At 45.8% G+C, this 17,063-nt stretch carries 16 protein-coding genes; 7 read left to right on the top strand and 9 right to left on the bottom strand.

Annotation, left to right across the window (positions count from 1 at the left end):
- Positions 1–6 precede the first annotated feature (6 nt).
- Genes menH through NB504_RS14635 form a run of 3 tightly spaced genes read right to left on the bottom strand, consistent with a single transcriptional unit; the run spans position 7 to position 3,804 of the window.
- Positions 7–795 carry a 2-succinyl-6-hydroxy-2,4-cyclohexadiene-1-carboxylate synthase gene (menH, locus tag NB504_RS14645; RefSeq protein WP_094165980.1) on the bottom strand — a complete coding sequence of 263 codons (789 nt, stop codon included), beginning with the start codon at positions 793–795 and terminating at the stop codon, positions 7–9.
- Positions 785–2,500, bottom strand: coding sequence for a 2-succinyl-5-enolpyruvyl-6-hydroxy-3-cyclohexene-1-carboxylic-acid synthase (menD, locus tag NB504_RS14640; RefSeq protein WP_258429154.1), 1,716 nt, complete (start codon positions 2,498–2,500; stop codon positions 785–787). The genes menH and menD overlap by 11 nt, the downstream gene beginning before the upstream one ends.
- Positions 2,497–3,804 carry an isochorismate synthase MenF gene (locus NB504_RS14635; protein ID WP_258429152.1) on the bottom strand — a complete coding sequence of 436 codons (1,308 nt, stop codon included), beginning with the start codon at positions 3,802–3,804 and terminating at the stop codon, positions 2,497–2,499. The genes menD and NB504_RS14635 overlap by 4 nt, the downstream gene beginning before the upstream one ends.
- Before the next feature lie 217 nt (positions 3,805–4,021).
- Between NB504_RS14635 and NB504_RS14630 the strand changes: the two genes are divergently transcribed.
- The 3 genes from NB504_RS14630 to NB504_RS14620 all read left to right on the top strand — a co-directional run bounded on the left by NB504_RS14630 (position 4,022) and on the right by NB504_RS14620 (position 7,327).
- Complete coding sequence (locus tag NB504_RS14630; protein ID WP_013856428.1) at positions 4,022–5,236, top strand: pyridoxal phosphate-dependent aminotransferase; 1,215 nt, start codon at positions 4,022–4,024, stop codon at positions 5,234–5,236.
- Positions 5,237–5,358: 122 nt separating this feature from the next.
- Entirely contained in the window at positions 5,359–5,943 is a 585-nt protein-coding gene (gene yfbR, locus NB504_RS14625; protein WP_026028390.1) for a 5'-deoxynucleotidase, read from the top strand.
- A 58-nt stretch (positions 5,944–6,001) separates the two neighbouring features.
- Positions 6,002–7,327 (top strand): anti-phage deoxyguanosine triphosphatase, encoded by a 1,326-nt coding sequence (locus NB504_RS14620; protein WP_258429149.1) that lies wholly within the window; start codon positions 6,002–6,004, stop codon positions 7,325–7,327.
- Between the two features lie 49 nt (positions 7,328–7,376).
- On the opposite strand, the gene NB504_RS14615 is transcribed toward NB504_RS14620, so the two are convergent.
- The gene (locus NB504_RS14615; RefSeq protein ID WP_088732716.1) at positions 7,377–7,985 is read right to left on the bottom strand and encodes a tRNA-uridine aminocarboxypropyltransferase; all 609 of its coding nucleotides are present in this window, start codon (positions 7,983–7,985) and stop codon (positions 7,377–7,379) included.
- Between the two features lie 3 nt (positions 7,986–7,988).
- Here NB504_RS14615 and rrtA point away from each other — a divergent pair, with 3 nt between their 5' ends.
- Complete coding sequence (gene rrtA / locus NB504_RS14610) at positions 7,989–8,582, top strand: rhombosortase (protein ID WP_017045270.1); 594 nt, start codon at positions 7,989–7,991, stop codon at positions 8,580–8,582.
- Positions 8,583–8,646: 64 nt separating this feature from the next.
- Here the strand turns inward: rrtA and sohB are convergent, their stop codons facing one another.
- Positions 8,647–9,708: a protease SohB gene (gene sohB / locus NB504_RS14605; protein ID WP_029388085.1), complete on the bottom strand. Its 1,062-nt coding sequence runs from the start codon at positions 9,706–9,708 to the stop codon at positions 8,647–8,649.
- 90 nt (positions 9,709–9,798) lie between these two features.
- Here sohB and NB504_RS14600 point away from each other — a divergent pair, with 90 nt between their 5' ends.
- A complete protein-coding gene (locus NB504_RS14600; protein ID WP_017048556.1) occupies positions 9,799–10,542 on the top strand; it encodes a YciK family oxidoreductase in 744 nt (247 codons plus the stop codon).
- A gap of 131 nt (positions 10,543–10,673) precedes the next feature.
- Here the strand turns inward: NB504_RS14600 and NB504_RS14595 are convergent, their stop codons facing one another.
- Both NB504_RS14595 and NB504_RS14590 read right to left on the bottom strand, forming a co-directional pair.
- Positions 10,674–11,618: a chemotaxis protein CheV gene (locus NB504_RS14595; protein ID WP_013856421.1), complete on the bottom strand. Its 945-nt coding sequence runs from the start codon at positions 11,616–11,618 to the stop codon at positions 10,674–10,676.
- Positions 11,619–11,708: 90 nt separating this feature from the next.
- Positions 11,709–12,926 carry an ROK family protein gene (locus tag NB504_RS14590; RefSeq protein ID WP_013856420.1) on the bottom strand — a complete coding sequence of 406 codons (1,218 nt, stop codon included), beginning with the start codon at positions 12,924–12,926 and terminating at the stop codon, positions 11,709–11,711.
- Positions 12,927–13,205: 279 nt separating this feature from the next.
- On the opposite strand from NB504_RS14590, the gene pyk reads away from it, so the two are divergent.
- Positions 13,206–14,654, top strand: a complete 1,449-nt coding sequence (pyk, locus tag NB504_RS14585; RefSeq protein WP_017045267.1) for a pyruvate kinase — start codon at positions 13,206–13,208, stop codon at positions 14,652–14,654.
- An 18-nt stretch (positions 14,655–14,672) separates the two neighbouring features.
- On the opposite strand, the gene NB504_RS14580 is transcribed toward pyk, so the two are convergent.
- Together NB504_RS14580 and NB504_RS14575 are read right to left on the bottom strand one after the other, a co-directional pair.
- Positions 14,673–15,872, bottom strand: a complete 1,200-nt coding sequence (locus NB504_RS14580) for a patatin family protein (protein ID WP_258429142.1) — start codon at positions 15,870–15,872, stop codon at positions 14,673–14,675.
- An 18-nt stretch (positions 15,873–15,890) separates the two neighbouring features.
- Positions 15,891–15,980 carry a YnhF family membrane protein gene (locus NB504_RS14575; protein WP_094123948.1) on the bottom strand — a complete coding sequence of 30 codons (90 nt, stop codon included), beginning with the start codon at positions 15,978–15,980 and terminating at the stop codon, positions 15,891–15,893.
- Between the two features lie 134 nt (positions 15,981–16,114).
- On the opposite strand from NB504_RS14575, the gene NB504_RS14570 reads away from it, so the two are divergent.
- Positions 16,115–16,699, top strand: a complete 585-nt coding sequence (locus NB504_RS14570) for a porin family protein (RefSeq protein ID WP_258429141.1) — start codon at positions 16,115–16,117, stop codon at positions 16,697–16,699.
- The last annotated feature ends 364 nt before the right edge of the window (positions 16,700–17,063 follow it).

The following is a 17,063-nucleotide window of genomic DNA, read 5'->3' as shown; positions in this document are numbered from 1 at the left end:
AACGCGTTAGCATTGGCTGATAAACTCTTGAATAAGATGAGCAAATACTTCGGGCTGCTCATAATGGACATTATGCCCCGCAGCCCGCACTTGGCGATATTCGAAACCGCTTTGTTGTGCCAGCTGAACAAACTTACTGTCCTTCTCCCCACAAACATAGACCATTGGCAATGCGACTTGCTCAAGTTGTGCGAGCAGATAAGGCTGCTTTGCCAATGAAGTCGAAAGTAGCATGTGAGCCACTGCCACCCCAAGATTAGCACTGCGTTGAGTGACTAAAGTTTGTCTTTGCTCATGATTTAATGAAGAAAAAACGGGTTGACGATACCAATCGACCAAAACTCGCTCAATCTGCTCAGTTTGGAAACGATGTGCCCAATGGTGATCATTTTTCAATCGTTGTTCACGTTCAAAAGAACTCTGCAAGCCGAAGTGGCCACCCTCAACGATCAAACCTTGAATATTCAACGCCGAAAAACGCTGCATCGCCACGCCATACATTGCCAGCCTTCCACCAAGTGAATAGCCCACCAATACGATAGGTGTTTTTTCGCCAAGCTGCTTAAGCACGGTTGCAGAAATGTGAGCGCAGCACTCATCAAAATCATCACATAAGAGAGACTGACTACCGCCATGACCGGGAAGATCAATCCATAATTGCGAGTATGGCGAAAGGAAAAGCGCCGTTTTCGACCAATCTCGCCCACTGCCTAGTAAACCATGTAGAAAAACCACCACAGGCTCGACCGACGTCGAACCTGTGGTGGTGCTGCAATAAAAACGACTACAAAGCATAGACTTGCTGGGTAAATTGTGTGATTTGCTCACCGGCTTGCCCAGACGGCGTGGTCACTTCAACCAATAAGGTGCCAGTACCCTGCTGTAAATGTTCACGGACCAAGCTTTGATAAGCAGATAAGGTTTGCGGGCAAGCATAACCTAAACGAAACTGCCGTGCGGCGTGTTCAAATTGGTAGCCATGGGGCATTTGGTACAAGGCGGTTTTGTGCGTTTTGGGAACGGGTAATAGATCAAAAATAGCGCCACCATCATTATTCACCACCACCAGCACCAGAGGCGTGCTGACTTGGCTAAGCAGAGCTAGAGAATTCAGATCATACAGCAATGACGTGTCACCAATAAATACCAACATTGGATTATGATTGGCTCGCTGTACTCCTGCGGCGGTTGCCACTAAGCCATCAATGCCCGAAGCGCCTCGATTGGAGTAAACCGAACGTCCCTCAATTTGAGCAAACATATCGGCTAAACGGACGAACAAACTGTTGCCGATAAATAGGTCGGCCCCTTCGCTACGCTCGGCCATATCGAGCGCTAAACCAATCTCTGTAATAGAAGAGTCACCGTTCAAATGCAATTTAGCCAGTTGGGCAATCTCTTGCGCCACACTTTTTATCCGATCCGACCAACCCGCTTGCGCCGCACCTAAAGCCGTTAATTTACCAATATGCCGATCGACCCAGTACGCAATATCAGTGACAAACTGCTGTTGCATCAGATGGCTTTGATTATTACGTGCCATTTGGGGTGAAACGTAAATATACTGCACGTTACCCATGTGAGCATGGCTAGCTAGCCATTGAGTAAGCCGTTTTGAGACCAGCCGTGAACCGAATTGGATCACCACCTCACTTTCACTAAGCAGCTCACGTGCTCGCGCATTTTGCAACCATAAATCAAAATGCGCCCATTCGCTGCTCACGCCTGATTGTGGATCACATAAGACTGGCCAGCCAAGTTTGTTGGCAAAATGCTTGGCCTTCTTCGCTTCAGCTAACGTCAACGACCCAAGAATCACCAGCCCTTTTTTACTCAGCCATGCACCATCATCTAACGTTTTGGTTTCGGTTTGGTACTGGCGAGAGCTGAATGCTTGCTCACGCTGACGCCACGCTTCAATCACAGCTAAATAGTCTGCGTAAAGATCTACATCATGTTCGGCATAAAGTGGTTCGGGAAAGGGACAGTTAATATGTATTGCACCACCCATATAATCTTGGTTGGCCATAGCATCATCCACTGTGGTTAACAACCAAGTCAATGGGATAGTCGTCGATGGACTGGGTAGATTCACCGCCTGCGTGACATGTGATGAGTAAATACCTACTTGATTGATTGCTTGATTCGCACCGCATCCCACGAGCTCAACGGGCCGGTCAGCCGTGAGTACAACGAGTTTTTCACCCGTGAGGTGTGACTCAGCAATCGCTGGCAGTAAATTAGCCGCCGCCGTGCCAGAAGTGACAATCACCGCAACTGGTTTTTGGCTCGCCTTAGCAAGACCTAAAGCAAGAAAGCCCAGCCCACGCTCATCAAAGTGAGTATGGATTGAAAGCTTGTGATTGGCGGCCGCCTCTAAGGTCAAGGGTGTCGAGCGTGAACCTGGTGCAATACAGATCTCTTGCACCCCAAGTCGAGTAAGCTCCTCAAGTAGCGTTTGGCTCCAAATTCGGTTCAGCACTGCTTGGTCATGCTTCATGACGCCACTCCTAGAGGAAAATGGTCGCTGATCAAACTCAGTAAGGTTGCCATTTTTTTGTCTAACTCTTGCCATTCATGCTCAGCAACTGAACCAGGAACAATGCCCGCTCCGGCAAACAGTTGGACCTGATTGTCCACCAGCAAAGCGCTGCGAATCGCCACACAAAACTCCGCTTGTTGATGGCTAAAATAACCGACTGAGCCGGCATACCAACCACGTGCAAAAGGCTCATTAGCCTGAATAAAATCCATCGCCGCTTTACGCGGCAGGCCAGCCACGGCCGCGGTTGGTTGTAAAGCGTTCAGCAGTTGCACACCATTCACACCCTTTTTCAGTTGCGCATGGATACCCCGTTTTAAATGCTGCACTTTGCGCAAACGCACTAAACGGACGTCCTGTTCAACATCAACCCTTTCAGAATGAGGCGTTAACCGTTCAATAATGTCATCCACTACATATTGATTTTCATTAAGATTTTTACTGTCTTGAGTAAGCCAATGAGATAACTCCATGTCTTGGCTCGCATTTTCTCCCCGACCTATAGTTCCCGCCAGCGCTTCGGTATACAAAGTCTGCCCTTGACGAGCGTACAAACGCTCAGGTGTCGACCCCATAAAGCTGTGTTTTTGATCAAATGCTAATAAAAAATGAAAACTGTGATGATTGTGAGCCGCACTTGCCTTAAGCAACTGCGCCGCGCTTAACGGCTTATCTAACCTGAGTGTCGTTTGCCGCGCGAGTACCACTTTCTTAAACGCTTGATGACCAATTCCCTCAAGCACTTGATTGACCAACTGCTGCCACTTCACCTCATTAGGTTGATGGGTGACCTGTTTTATATGTGACGTCATACCACGTAACGGACTAACTTCAAGTTGCAGTTTATGCAGTGCGACCAAGGTTCGTTGGCGTTCAGCGGTAATATTCGCCGCCAATGACCATTGACCATCACAGCAAATCAGCTCAATTTGCGGTAAAAAGAAAAATGAGGATAGACAACGGCGATTTTTGTCCGTATGCCCATCAAAAGAACGTCCACCCCAAACTCGCTGCTCCTGACCAAGAATAGCGTAGGCAGGTTCAGCCTCAGAAAAAGTATACAGCTGACCTAATGCCACGACTTCTTCGCGCGTATCGCGTGACTGCCAATAAAATTTAGGGAAAATGGGTTGCGCTTCAAGCCAATCAATTGGCGCGAAAGGGGGAGCTTCTTGCAGTATTTGTACAAAACGAACGTCATCATCCTTCGCGTCGTTTATTTGCTCGATTAACCGAGCAATAGCTTGATGAAAATGCGACAAATCGACCTCGAAAACATTGAGACACGGGCTCTACTGACGGCTACTCTATTTAGAGAGGGAAACGAAATCAAGGTTACGAGTTATCTTTTGCAGATTCCTGTGATAACGGGCATCCTCATCTGTATCCTAAAAGCGTACAGTGGCAGATTTTTATTCTATCAAACATTAATTTAGTGTAGTTTAATAAAGAAATTATTTATTTTTCAGGAATTATACAATGCAAAATATCGGGATGTCGTCAAAACTCGACAATGTCTGCTATGACATTAGGGGTCCTGTACTCAAACATGCTAAACGCATGGAGGAAGAGGGGCATAAAATACTGAAGTTAAACATTGGTAACCCCGCCCCATTTGGCTTTGACGCCCCAGATGAAATCCTAGTTGATGTGATCCGTAATCTGCCTACTTCACAAGGCTATTGCGACTCAAAGGGGATCTATTCCGCGCGCAAAGCCGTGGTGCAGCACTACCAGAAAAAAGGGCTGCGTAGCCTAGATGTAGAAGATGTTTACATCGGTAATGGTGCTTCAGAGCTTATCGTGATGGCGATGCAAGCGCTGCTTAATAATGGCGATGAAATGCTTGTCCCTGCTCCTGATTATCCATTATGGACCGCTTCGGTCGCCCTCTCGGGCGGCACTGCTGTGCATTACTTGTGTGATGAAGAAGCCGATTGGTATCCTGATCTCAACGACATCAACAGTAAAATCACGCCCAAAACACGCGGTATTGTGTTGATCAACCCCAACAACCCAACAGGTGCTGTCTATAGCCGTGATTTCCTGCTGGAAATTGTTGAGATTGCCCGCAAGCATAAATTGATCATTTTCGCCGACGAAATCTACGACAAAATCTTATACGATGGTGCAACCCATACGCCCATTTCAACACTGGCTGATGACGTTTTAATGGTCACTTTTAACGGCCTGTCAAAAGCGTACCGTGTATGCGGGTTCCGTGGTGGTTGGATGTTCCTTACCGGGCCAAAACACATCGCCAAAGGTTATGTGGCTGGTTTGGAAATGCTTGCCTCAATGCGTTTATGTGCCAACGTGCCCATGCAGCATGCGATTCAAACCGCATTAGGTGGCTATCAAAGTATCAATGAGCTGATTTTACCCGGCGGCCGACTGCTCGAACAGCGCGACCGCGCGTGGGAATTGATCAACCAGATCCCCGGCGTCTCATGTGTCAAACCTAAAGGAGCCATGTACCTGTTCCCGAAAATCGACACGAAAATGTACAGCATTAAAGATGACCAAAAAATGGTACTCGACTTCTTAAAACAAGAGAAAGTGCTATTGGTTCAAGGAACGGGCTTTAACTGGCCAAAACCGGACCACTTCCGCATTGTCACCTTACCGCATATTGAAGATTTGGAAATTGCCATTGGCCGCTTCGAACGTTTCTTATCGACCTACAGTCAGTAGCATTCTGACGTAAACTTCCATATGCTAAACGGGCGCACTTTTCGATACTGGAAAGTGCGCCCGTTTTCTTTTAATCGCCAATTTTTCTCTTGGCCCCCAACACAGCAAGGATGTTTATTGCAATGAAAGAGAGTCACTTTTTTGCTCACTTAGCCCGAATGAAGTTAATTCAACGCTGGCCTTTAATGCGATCCATCTCCAGTGAAAATATCTCTGAACACAGCCTACAAGTGGCATTTGTCGCTCACGCTTTGGCTGTGATCAAAAACAAAAAATTTGGCGGCAAGGTCAACCCTGAACGGATTGCGATTTTAGGTATGTACCACGATACCAGTGAAGTGTTGACGGGTGATCTTCCGACACCAGTTAAATACTACAACCCCGATATTGCGAAAGAATACAAAAAGATAGAAGCCGCCGCCGAACAAAAACTGCTCTCGATGTTGCCTGAAGAGCTGCGTGAGGATTTTGCTCCATATCTCGTTTCAGACGCCGCGCACCCTGAAGATGTGGCGATAGTCAAACAGGCAGATTCACTCTGCGCCTATCTCAAATGCTTAGAAGAACTCAGCGCGGGCAACCATGAATATGCGCTGGCCAAAAAACGTTTAGACGTCACCTTACGAGATCGCCATACACCTGAGATGGAGTATTTTCTCAATACCTTTGCCCCTAGTTTCGAATTAACGCTGGACGAGATCAGCTAACTCACGCTAAGTTACTTGTTAAGTGTTTGAAAAACATAAATGTACTGCAGGAGATGGCATGGATATATCCATTGACCCCAAATGGCTTGAACGCCAAGATGATGAGCATAAAATCCGCCGCGATGATCACCGCAGCCCTTTCCAACGCGATCGGGCACGTATTCTTCACTCGGCAGCATTTCGTCGCTTGCAAGCCAAAACTCAAGTACATGGCACTAGCTTGAATGATTTCCATCGCACTCGCCTCACTCACTCCTTAGAAGCCGCGCAACTCGGCACTGGTATAGTGGCGCAAATTAAACTCAAGCAACCAGAGTTTCGTGATTTGCTGCCTTCGGATAGTTTGATCGATTCCTTATGCCTAGCGCATGATATCGGTCACCCTCCTTATGGTCATGGCGGCGAAGTGGCGCTCAATTATATGATGCGCGATCACGGCGGCTTTGAAGGCAACGCGCAAACCTTCCGAATTGTGACCAGCTTAGAGCCTTACACCGAACACCATGGTATGAACCTGTCACGCCGCACTGTGCTGGGATTATTAAAATACCCTGCGCTGCTGAGCCAAACTCGTGCCGCACAGCAACCCAATGCAGTCGCTCACCAGCGTCAGTTGAAAGCTAAAGAGTGGTCGCCCGCCAAAGGAATATACGATTGCGATCACGCGATTTTTTGTTGGGTAACGGAGCCGCTCTCTGCGCACGATAAAGCCCTACTCAGTCAAATGCGTGGTCAGCCCTCAACGCCTTATCAACATCACAAGACTCGCTTTAAATCACTCGATTGCTCAATCATGGAGCTGGCCGATGACATTGCCTACGGCGTGCACGATTTAGAAGATGCCATCGTGCTGGGCATGGTGACTCGCCAACAGTGGCAAGAGGCCGCAGCCTCGAAGCTAGCCGAATGCGGCGATGCGTGGTTTGAAGAACACATCGCTTCCATCAGTGAAATGCTGTTTGCAGGCAAACATTACCGTCGTAAAGATGCGATTGGCGGGATTGTTAATGCGCTACTGACTAGCATTCATATTCAAGCCGTTGATGCGCATTTCGAGAATGAACTACTCGCCTTCAACGCCTATTTAGAACCCAATATGGCCGCCGCACTGGAAGTACTGAAATCATTTGTGAGCCAATATGTGATTCAAATTCCGCAAGTGCAGCGTTTTGAATACAAAGGCCAACAAATCATCATGGATCTATTTGAAGCGCTAAGCGCCGATCCTGAACGCTTACTGCCAGAAACAACGCGCGGTAAGTGGCAAGCCCAAACCAATGAAAACGATGGTATGCGCGTTATCTGTGACTATATTTCGGCTATGACCGATGGCTATGCGCAAAGGCTCCATCAACAACTCTTCTCAGCTCATAATCACTATTAATGGCTGGTTGAGTGGTAGCTTCTGCCATCATTACTCACTGATATAGCGGTTACTCGCTGATATAGTTTTGCTTAAAAACCCCAGCTGGCATTTGGCTAATTTGAAAGGCAACCATCGCATCAAAAGCATCAAGGAGCGGTTGAAAATTTTGCCGAGGCTCAAGCAATGACAAGATATGAAAACCAGCTTCAACAGTTGATAAGCTGTTTTCACTCGGTGCCTTGCGAATGCGATAATTGCCTTTGAGATCGGTCGGCAAGTGCAAACACGGTAGCGAATGTAAATTGCTCGAGAGTTGCCACATTTTATACGCTTTCTTCCAAGTACCATCGAGTAAAATAACTCGTACTTTTCTGGTATCAGCATTGATATTCATAGCCGACACGGGCTGCGCAGTCTCATGCGGGTAAAGTACATAGTTGAGCACATCCGGCTCAGCTAAGCACTCATTCAGCTGAGTGTGCCGGCTAAAATCTTCGGCAACAAAGCGCCTGCAATTGGCTAAAGATAAATCGAGAATTCGGGCTGTGCCCATTGGGCGATGTTCTTCTGTCGGATGTTGAAGAATGATAAGCTCGACCGACGAGGAAAGCGGTACGATCAAAGAACAGATGCAGGCTTTTCGCGCTTTACCACATTGAGAACAGTATCGAGACATAACGTGAATTACTTTCGCCTTTGCTTACTAAACATAAACCATCAAAAAAATCGTTATTTTGCACTACTTGCTATCAGCTTGGTCTGCTTGGGGTTGCAATGGCCGCCACTGGCCGCCCTCAGTGCGTGGAATCGGCCTGCCATTGAAGCGGGCCAATGGTGGCGGATCCTAACAGGAAATTTCACACACACCAACTTTACACACCTTGGTATGAACCTCGCAGGGCTGTGGATTATCCATTTTGTGTTTCAGCCGAGCAGTAAAAAATGGTTAATCAGCCTTCTGGCAACCAGCCTGATGGTAGGCGTCAGCCTTTTTTTGAGCCGTATGCAAGTCTATGTCGGCCTTTCAGGCGCGCTCCATGGAATGTTTGCCTATTTGGCGCTGCAAGAAGCACTGCAAGGGCGTCGCAGCAGTTGGCTGTTGGTGGTTGGTGTTATTGTCAAAGTTGTCTGGGAGCAAATTTTCGGCGCTTCAAGTAACACCAGTGAGCTTATTAATGCACGCGTGGCTATCGAAGCGCATTTAGCAGGCATGTTGGCCGGATTGATACTCGCCATCGGTGAATGGCTGAGATCAAAAAAAACGGAGAAGTAACGTACTTCTCCGCTTAATACTCTCCGAAAAATAATCTGCCTGCTTCGAGAAAGACGCACCTAACCTAAACGATTGGCCGTTGACCGCGACTGATCAATTTCAGCAACACGCTATCGGCCGCTTCGCCCGCAACACCAGCCAATTTATCAGTCAGTTTTTTCTTCTGCACATAATGGATTGCCAGTACCGTTTTATCTTTACACGCAGCAACCACTAAGTCGTCAGAAGTTTTGATCTCATCGACTAAACCGAGCTCTTGAGCTTGAGTCCCAAACCAGTGTTCACCAGTGGCCACTTTCTCAAGGTCAAGCGCTGGACGATGCTCGCGGATAAAATCTTTAAACAGTTCGTGAGTCTCTTCGAGTTCTTGCTTGAACTTATCGCGCGCTTTATCACTGTTTTCACCAAACATAGTCAGCGTGCGTTTGTATTCACCTGCGGTCAACTGTTCAAATTCAATATCATGTTTTTTAAGCAGTTTATTAAAGTTAGGTAGTTGCGCGATAACGCCAATGGAACCGACAATAGCAAAAGGAGCGGCCACAATTTTATCAGCAATACACGCCATCATATAACCACCGCTGGCGGCCACTTTATCAACTGCGATGGTTAGGGGTAACCTAGCTGCTTTAATGCGATCGAGCTGCGAAGAAGCCAAACCATAACCATGCACCATGCCACCGCCAGTCTCTAAACGCAGCAACACTTCATCACCTTGACGAGCAACGGCGAGAATGGCGGTCACTTCCTCGCGTAGCGAACTCACTTCTTTGGCATCAATACTGCCGTTGAAATCCAAGACAAAGAGATGCGGTTCACGTTTGGTATCTAACGCTCCCTCTTTGGCCGCTTTTTTGATCGCTTTGTCACGTACTTTGTTTTTCTCTTTTTCGCTTTTCTTTTCTGCTTTATCGCGAGCCTTCAAGAAAGCATCATCGTGCAGATGGTGTTCCATCTGCTCGACTATTTCTTTATGACGCTCGGTTAAATTCACCACTTCCAGCTCGCCTTTCTGCGCGCTGTTTTTTCCGCCCACCGATTTCACAATGACCAATAGCACAACAAGAGCGACGACGATTGTCGCAATCTTGGCCAAAAATAGGCCGTAGTCCAATAAAAATTCCAACGTCCTAATCCTCATAGGTTTTGATTTGGTGTATTGTAACCACCTTGTCACGAAGACTTAAAGCAAATCATAACAATAAGGAAGCACAAGGTGGATTATTCAGTTTCTGCAGATGCCCTCAAAGATAGAGTCATTTTAGTTACAGGTGCTGGCGACGGTATCGGTAAACAAGCCGCCATCAGCTATGCAGCCCACGGCGCAACCGTCATTTTGCTCGGCCGCACGGTGAAAAAGTTAGAACAAACTTATGATGAGATAGAAAACGCTGGCTACGCAACACCTGCGATTGTTCCGCTGGACATGAAAGGAGCCACCAAGCAACATTACCTCGATATGATCGATACCATTGCAGAGCAGTTTGGTCGCTTAGATGGCGTGCTACATAACGCGGGGCTTTTGGGTGTGATCAGCCCGTTTGATCAGATCGGTGAAGATTCTTATGACGATGTCATGCAGGTCAACGTCAAAGCGCAATTCTTACTCAGCCAAGCGGCGCTGCCATTGCTGCACAAATCTCCAGATGCGCGGATTGTATTTACGTCTTCAACCGTAGGCCATGATGGTCGTGCTTTTTGGGGCACTTATGCTATGTCAAAATTCGCCACAGAAGGGATGATGCAAGTGCTAGCTGATGAGCTAAGCAACACATCAATTCGAGTGAATGCAATTAATCCCGGTGGCACGCGCACTGGCATGCGCGCTAAAGCTTATCCCGCTGAAGATGTGGAGTTGTTGAAAACGCCTAAAGATATCATGCCGCTTTATCTCTATTTAATGGCGCCGGAAAGCCAAGCCGTGAATGGTCAATGTATCGATGCACAACCGAAAAAGTAATGGCTTAGCTTTTTCTTAATCTTTCAATGCCTTGCCTCATCAGCAAGGCATTGTCGTTTGAGGTGAACGTTACTATTTCATGTCAGCACATTACATTAGAGACGGCTTTATTGTAATGATGGCTAAAAATCTTACGAAAGCACATCACGTAATCGGTCTTGTGCCACTTGTACTAATAAATCGGGTTGAAATTTAGAGATAAAACGATCACAACCCACTTTTTGTACCATGGCTTCATTAAAGCTGCCACTGAGTGACGTGTTTAACGTAATAAATAGTGATTTCATTCTCGGATCATTACGGATCTCGGAAGTCAGTTTATAACCGTCCATTTCTGGCATTTCAGCATCGGTGATCATCAGTAAAAGCTCACTCGTTACATCTCTTCCTTCATCGCTCCACGACTTCAGAAGATTCAATGCTTCTAAGCCATCTCTGCATTCGACAATTTCCAAACCAAGCTGTGAGAGCGTCCCTTTTATTTGGTTACGAGCCGTTGAAGAATCATCCACAATCAGAATTTTTCGCCCGACCATCTCCGCAACCAAATCATGATCAAGAATGCCTTCTGAGATGGAAACATCATAATCAATAATCTCAGCTAACACTTTTTCAACATCAATGATTTCAACAATATGGCTACTGTTGACCTCTTTCACATGGGTGATAGCGGTAAGGTAATTAGAACGGCCAGCTAAACGCGGTGGTGGCTGAATTTCAGTCCATGCGGTATTGATAATATTACGAACTTGCCCAACCAAAAAACCTTGAATGGTTCGATTGTACTCAGTGATGATGAGGTTCTGTTCTTGGCTATCCAAGCGAGATGGAGGAAAACCGATCGCACTGCGCAAATCAATGACAGGAACTGGCACTCCCCTCAATGAGGCTACACCCGTAATATTATGATGAGAACCGGGCAATTTCGTTAACTGAGGAACTTTGATCACTTCCCTCACCTTAAATACATTGATCGCAAAAATTTGCCGGCTATTTAAGCTGAATAAAAGCAACTCAAGTCGATTCTCTCCGACAAGATTGGTGCGCTGGTCAACCGTATTTAAAACACCTGACATACGAAATCCCGAAAATTATAGTGAACTCACATAACAGTATAGCCATATGGGTTAATTGTAAAAAATATAAATGATCTAACCGCAAAAAAATTAACCTTCGACAACTTTCATCAGCAAAAGTCCATCATAGAGAGCTTGTTTAATCAAAGCCGCACCGGGCATGGTTGCCTGTTTATAAAAACGTGATTCCACTAATTCGAGATCTTGATGATAGACAGGTAAGCTCTGCTCTTCGATGCATTTTTGCAATGCAGGGTATAACACGTTCTTAGCTTGGTTGATAACACCACCGATAAGAATTTTTTCTGGGTTAAATAGGTTGATCACAATTGCGATTGCGGCCCCTAAATAACGTCCTAGTTTCTCTATCACATCCACCGCTAATGGGTCACCCTCTGCTGCGGCCTCACAGATATCTTCAATAGTGATTTCACTGTGCTCGGTCAATGATGAAACCTCACCGTTTGCAATACGCAGCGCCACTTCTTCACGAATTGCTTGCGAACTGGCGACTGTCTCCAAACAGCCAATATTGCCACAATGGCAACGTTTACCGTGCGGATCAATTTGGATATGACCTAACTCACCGATATTCCCGTGCCGACCTTGCAGCACCCTGCCATCGAGGATAATGCCGGCCCCTAAACCGTGGTGAATAGAGATAAGAACCGAATTTTCATTGCCTTGCGAATGGCCAAACAACTTTTCAGCCAGTGCCCAAGCTCGGGTATCATTTGCCACAAATACAGGTAGGCCCGTCGCCTTATAAATTTCAGGACCAAGAGCCAGATTTTCCACATTGTAATGAGGCATCTGCAGCACAATCCCTTGCTCTGAATTCACTAAACCGGGCAAGGTAATTGCGATACTCGTCACTCGATCCAATTGCGACGAGTAGGTTTGAAAAAACTCTTCAATTTCGTAAAGCAACCTAGCGAGCACGTCATCTTGGTCTAGCTCATGGATCTCAATTTTGGTGTCGATCAACACTTCACCACCCAACTCATGCAGGGCAATGATTAGGTAACCACGCCCTAAACGCATGGATAAAAATTGCCATCCCTCATTATTGGTTTGTAAACCAACGGCTGGGCGGCCACGGCTGATCGCTTCTTGTACTGTCGTTTCATGGATTAAATGAGCTTCAATTAACTCACGAGTAATTTTGGTAATACTTGCCGGAGCAAGCTCACTCTCCTTCGATAAATCGATGCGAGAAATGGGACCTTTTTGGTCGATGAGTTTATATACACGACCAGCATTGACCTGTTTGATATGATCAATATGGCCTGGTTGCGCCATATACATTGGGAGCTCCAGAAATCAATAACATGCCAATTTTTTTACTTTGCGAAGTAATTGTGAAGCGCTTTAGTATATTGCCGTGACAAGCATCACGGATATACCTAGATCTTCGTGTATTTAGCCAATAAACTGCCATTTGTTTACATTCAAAAAATATGAAACTCCTCTTTTTTTGTGACAAAAATCATCTGACACCTGTCGATAAATTTCACTCTTATCCCCTTTCTTTCGCCAGATCTTGCATATACTCAATCTAGATTCCCGCCCCATCAGGAGAACACAATGACCGCTGTGTTAAGAAGAACAAAAATCGTGACTACTTTAGGCCCATCAACAGACAAAGGCGAGATATTAGAGGCGATTATCAAAGCTGGCGCAAATGTTGTGCGCATGAATTTTTCACATGGTAGCTCCGAGGACCATAAACTGCGAGCGCAACGAGTAAGAGCTATCGCTGCTAAGTTGGGTCGCCATGTCGCTTTACTTGGTGATTTACAAGGACCAAAAATTAGGGTCTCCACATTTAAAGAAGGAAAAGTCTACTTAAATGAAGGTGACCGATTTGTTCTTGATGCAGAGCTCCCCCCAGGGCAAGGTGACCAAGACTCGGTTGGCATTGACTACAAAAAACTACCACAAGATGTGCAACAGGATGACTTGCTGCTATTGGACGACGGACGAGTACAACTACTCGTTACAGCAGTCGATGGTGCTAAAATACACACCATAGTCACCGTCGGTGGCCCACTTTCAAATAACAAAGGCATCAACAAAAAGGGTGGCGGTTTATCGGCGGAAGCGCTGACCGAAAAAGACAAACGAGACATACTACTCGCCGCCGAAATACAGGTTGAATATCTAGCCATTTCATTTCCTCGCAATGGCGAAGATATGAAATACGCTCGCCGCCTCGCTCGTGATGCAGGCCTTGAGGCCAAGCTCGTGGCTAAAGTGGAACGGGCAGAAACTGTAGCCAGTGATCACAATATTGATGACATCATTATGGCCTCCGATGTGATCATGGTCGCTCGTGGTGACTTGGGGGTAGAAATTGGTGATCCTGAGCTGGTTGGTGTGCAGAAAAAGCTGATCCGCCGCGCTAAGGCACTCAATAGAGTAGTGATCACAGCAACACAAATGATGGAGTCAATGATAGAGAACCCAATGCCAACCCGCGCGGAGGTAATGGATGTTGCCAATGCGGTGCTTGACGGAACCGATGCGGTGATGCTTTCAGGTGAAACTGCTGCTGGGAAATACCCAGTAGAAACGGTTCGTTCGATGGCCGAAGTGTGTGTCGGTGCGGAAAAAATGATCGAAGCTAGCCAACAAAATTACCGAATCGATACTTCGTTTGTGACTGCTGAAGAGACCATTGCGATGTCCACTATCTACGCGGCCAATCACATGGAAGGAATCAAAGCCATGGTGACTCTGACCGAATCAGGAAGAACAGCGCTTATGACCTCACGCTTAAATTCTGTACTGCCTATCTTTGCTATGTCGCCCAATGAACGAAGTTTAAACCGCTGCGCTCTATATCGGGGAGTCACACCCGTCTATTTTGATACCAAAGCAGACACTGGTTTTGATGTGGCCGTTGCAGCTCTCAATACGCTTAAGGAGAAAAAATTGTTAGAGTTCGGTGACTTAGTGATCATCACTCAAGGTGACATTATGGATGTCGAAGGGTCAACCAACTGCATGCGTATCCTGCCGGTCCTTGAATAACCCGTGCTCCCCGTTGACTTAATGGTCGCGGGGAAAATAATCCGATGATGCAATACGGGACTGATATGCCGACTGCGCTTGGTTAAATTGGTCGATAAAGCGATAACCCGCCGTCAGTCCCAGCTCATAATCATAAAGCAGATCTTCTTTGCTGCTTAAGAGAGATCTTGACCTCAATGGTTCGCTGGGCACAATCTGTAGGATGTAAACATCATCCGGCGGCGCACGCAAAAATTCTTGAGTAAGAGAATAAGTTTGGTAATGCACCATTAACATATCCGCTAACCCCGAATCAAACTTGTCACCAATTAAATGACTCAAGCGATAAATATCATCAGCGCCAAATAACCAGCGTCCACCATTGAGTAGCTCCAAATTCATTTGCTCACGTTTTTGTAGCTTAGAACGTTCTATTTGTTGATGGAGAAGACCACTCCACTCTTGCTTCCAGTAAGACAATTTTTGTCGCCACTGACCTTGAATATTTTGCAAAGGTTCATGTAACCAATGAGCCTCGTTGTAAGGCTTAGCAGAAGGCAACGGCTTCATCGGTAACCCACTCTCTACCGCGTCGACATCAGGGCATTCAGTGCGGATTACCGCGACAAAACGGGCACCTCTACGCCATGCCTCCTGAACTGGAATTGATGCCGATACTCCACCATCAATATATAGGTCATCACCCAGCTTGACTTCATGCGGATATAAGCGGGGAATCGCACAGGTGGCAATCAACACCTCTCGCCAGTTACTTTCTAATATCGGGAAATAATGGTCGTGGAGTGAGTATGCTGAGGTAACAGCAGCATAAGCTTTTCTTTTCGCAAGGACTTGGGCTCCCATATCGACATCCAACCGATAAGGAAATTCCGATATGCGATCTAAAGCCCAATCCAAGTTCATGAACTGCTTACGCCGAACGTAGCTAAATAGATTAAAAAAATTAGCATCCGTGGTGAGCTCTAAAATAAAAGCCTTGCCTAACCCATGTTGACGGCATAGGTAAGCGCACAAATTCAATGCACCTGCAGAGGTGCCATAGAATTCATCAAAGGGGTCAAAATTGGAAAGAAGGAACGCATCTAACACACCTGCGGTAAAAATACCTCTTTGGCCACCACCTTGGGTAACCAATGCATTTTTTCCTCCAATGTACTTCGAGAACCGATCTAAATCCGCTCTCGTCTCTTTATCAGAGATAGTTCCACTAGTGTTCATCAGCAGAACCCTCGTTGATTAATGGCTGATAGCGATCAAACCAAAACCGACGAGAATAGTAAAGACCGTTGCAGTAATCACTAATGCATATTTTAGATCAAGTTCCATAGCCACCTCCTATCAGATAACAAAGTAATAACATCAGTGTGAAGTATCTTCAAGAATCGTTGGTTTTTCGTGCACAATTATGGAGTTACCATCACAATAACCTAATCGTTAAAAAGTGGCTTAGGTTAATAATTATGCATCAATACAATAAAATCATTCTTATCATAGGAGCTTTATCTGCTCCCTATGCACAAGCGCAAGTCATCGTCTCTCCCTTTTTTGGGTATATCATTGGGGGGGAAGTCGAGGATCAAGCCAGCAATGAATACGATTTAAAAGCTTCCTCTGGTTATGGCCTCGCTATAGAAACTGATTACGAAAAAGGCCGAATTGGTCTGTTTTATGCCACTCAAAACACCTCTGTTGAAACCATTAACGCGGATGCCAACATCCATTATCTCCACTTTCAAAGCAGCATTTATTATCCGACAAGCCAACAATTGACCGCTTATATAGGCCTAGGTATCGGTGGTTCTTATACGGATGTTGACTGGGCTAAAGATAAATATGGTTTTTCTTCAAGCTTGTTTGGGGGTTTTGAGTATGCCTTTACCGATAACATTGCGCTGAATAGCCAAGTGCGTTGGTTAGGTACCTCTGTTGACAACGAAACTTCAGCAACCTGCACACTGCCCTCTTCAGAAACGTGCGCGATTCGTTTTAAATCTGATTGGATCAATCAATTTTCGGCTAATATCGGCCTAACAGTTCGTTTTTAAACCAAGATAAAATTGTGGTGTGATTCACTAGTGAGTGTATGTTTTTCAGTCATACACTCTTCGACAAAAAATAGTTTTATCATTTATATTTTTTAGACAACGAAGTTATAAATTCCATTCTTATTAAAAAATGACGTTCATTCCACCTAGATCCTAATTAATTAACAACTAATACACCATCAAAAAACCAGAGGATAACATTTACAATCTATTGCCTTAACTTAGATTAGTCTGTAGTCTCGAACCCATGCGTAGCTGATTATTTCAGATACAGCAAACACACATCGAACTATTAAGAACAATATTCTGAGTTCTCTGAAAGCTGACAACATATAACACTAACTTTTTGCCAGTTCATGGATGA

The organism is Vibrio sp. RM-69-4 (assembly GCF_024743775.1).
Lineage (GTDB): Bacteria > Pseudomonadota > Gammaproteobacteria > Enterobacterales > Vibrionaceae > Vibrio > Vibrio anguillarum.
This window is presented reverse-complemented; position numbering and strand designations above follow the sequence as displayed.

Bases quoted from the DNA above. Each gene is read 5' to 3' on its own strand.
- menH (WP_094165980.1), bottom strand. From the start codon at position 795: ATGCTTTGTAGTCGTTTTTATTGCAGCACCACCACAGGTTCGACGTCG.
- menD (WP_258429154.1), bottom strand. From the start codon at position 2,500: ATGAAGCATGACCAAGCAGTGCTGAACCGAATTTGGAGCCAAACGCTA.
- NB504_RS14630 (WP_013856428.1), top strand. From the start codon at position 4,022: ATGCAAAATATCGGGATGTCGTCAAAACTCGACAATGTCTGCTATGAC.
- yfbR (WP_026028390.1), top strand. From the start codon at position 5,359: ATGAAAGAGAGTCACTTTTTTGCTCACTTAGCCCGAATGAAGTTAATT.
- NB504_RS14620 (WP_258429149.1), top strand. From the start codon at position 6,002: ATGGATATATCCATTGACCCCAAATGGCTTGAACGCCAAGATGATGAG.
- NB504_RS14615 (WP_088732716.1), bottom strand. From the start codon at position 7,985: ATGTCTCGATACTGTTCTCAATGTGGTAAAGCGCGAAAAGCCTGCATC.
- NB504_RS14595 (WP_013856421.1), bottom strand. From the start codon at position 11,618: ATGTCAGGTGTTTTAAATACGGTTGACCAGCGCACCAATCTTGTCGGA.
- NB504_RS14590 (WP_013856420.1), bottom strand. From the start codon at position 12,926: ATGTATATGGCGCAACCAGGCCATATTGATCATATCAAACAGGTCAAT.
- pyk (WP_017045267.1), top strand. From the start codon at position 13,206: ATGACCGCTGTGTTAAGAAGAACAAAAATCGTGACTACTTTAGGCCCA.
- NB504_RS14580 (WP_258429142.1), bottom strand. From the start codon at position 15,872: ATGAACACTAGTGGAACTATCTCTGATAAAGAGACGAGAGCGGATTTA.
- NB504_RS14575 (WP_094123948.1), bottom strand. From the start codon at position 15,980: ATGGAACTTGATCTAAAATATGCATTAGTGATTACTGCAACGGTCTTT.
- NB504_RS14570 (WP_258429141.1), top strand. From the start codon at position 16,115: ATGCATCAATACAATAAAATCATTCTTATCATAGGAGCTTTATCTGCT.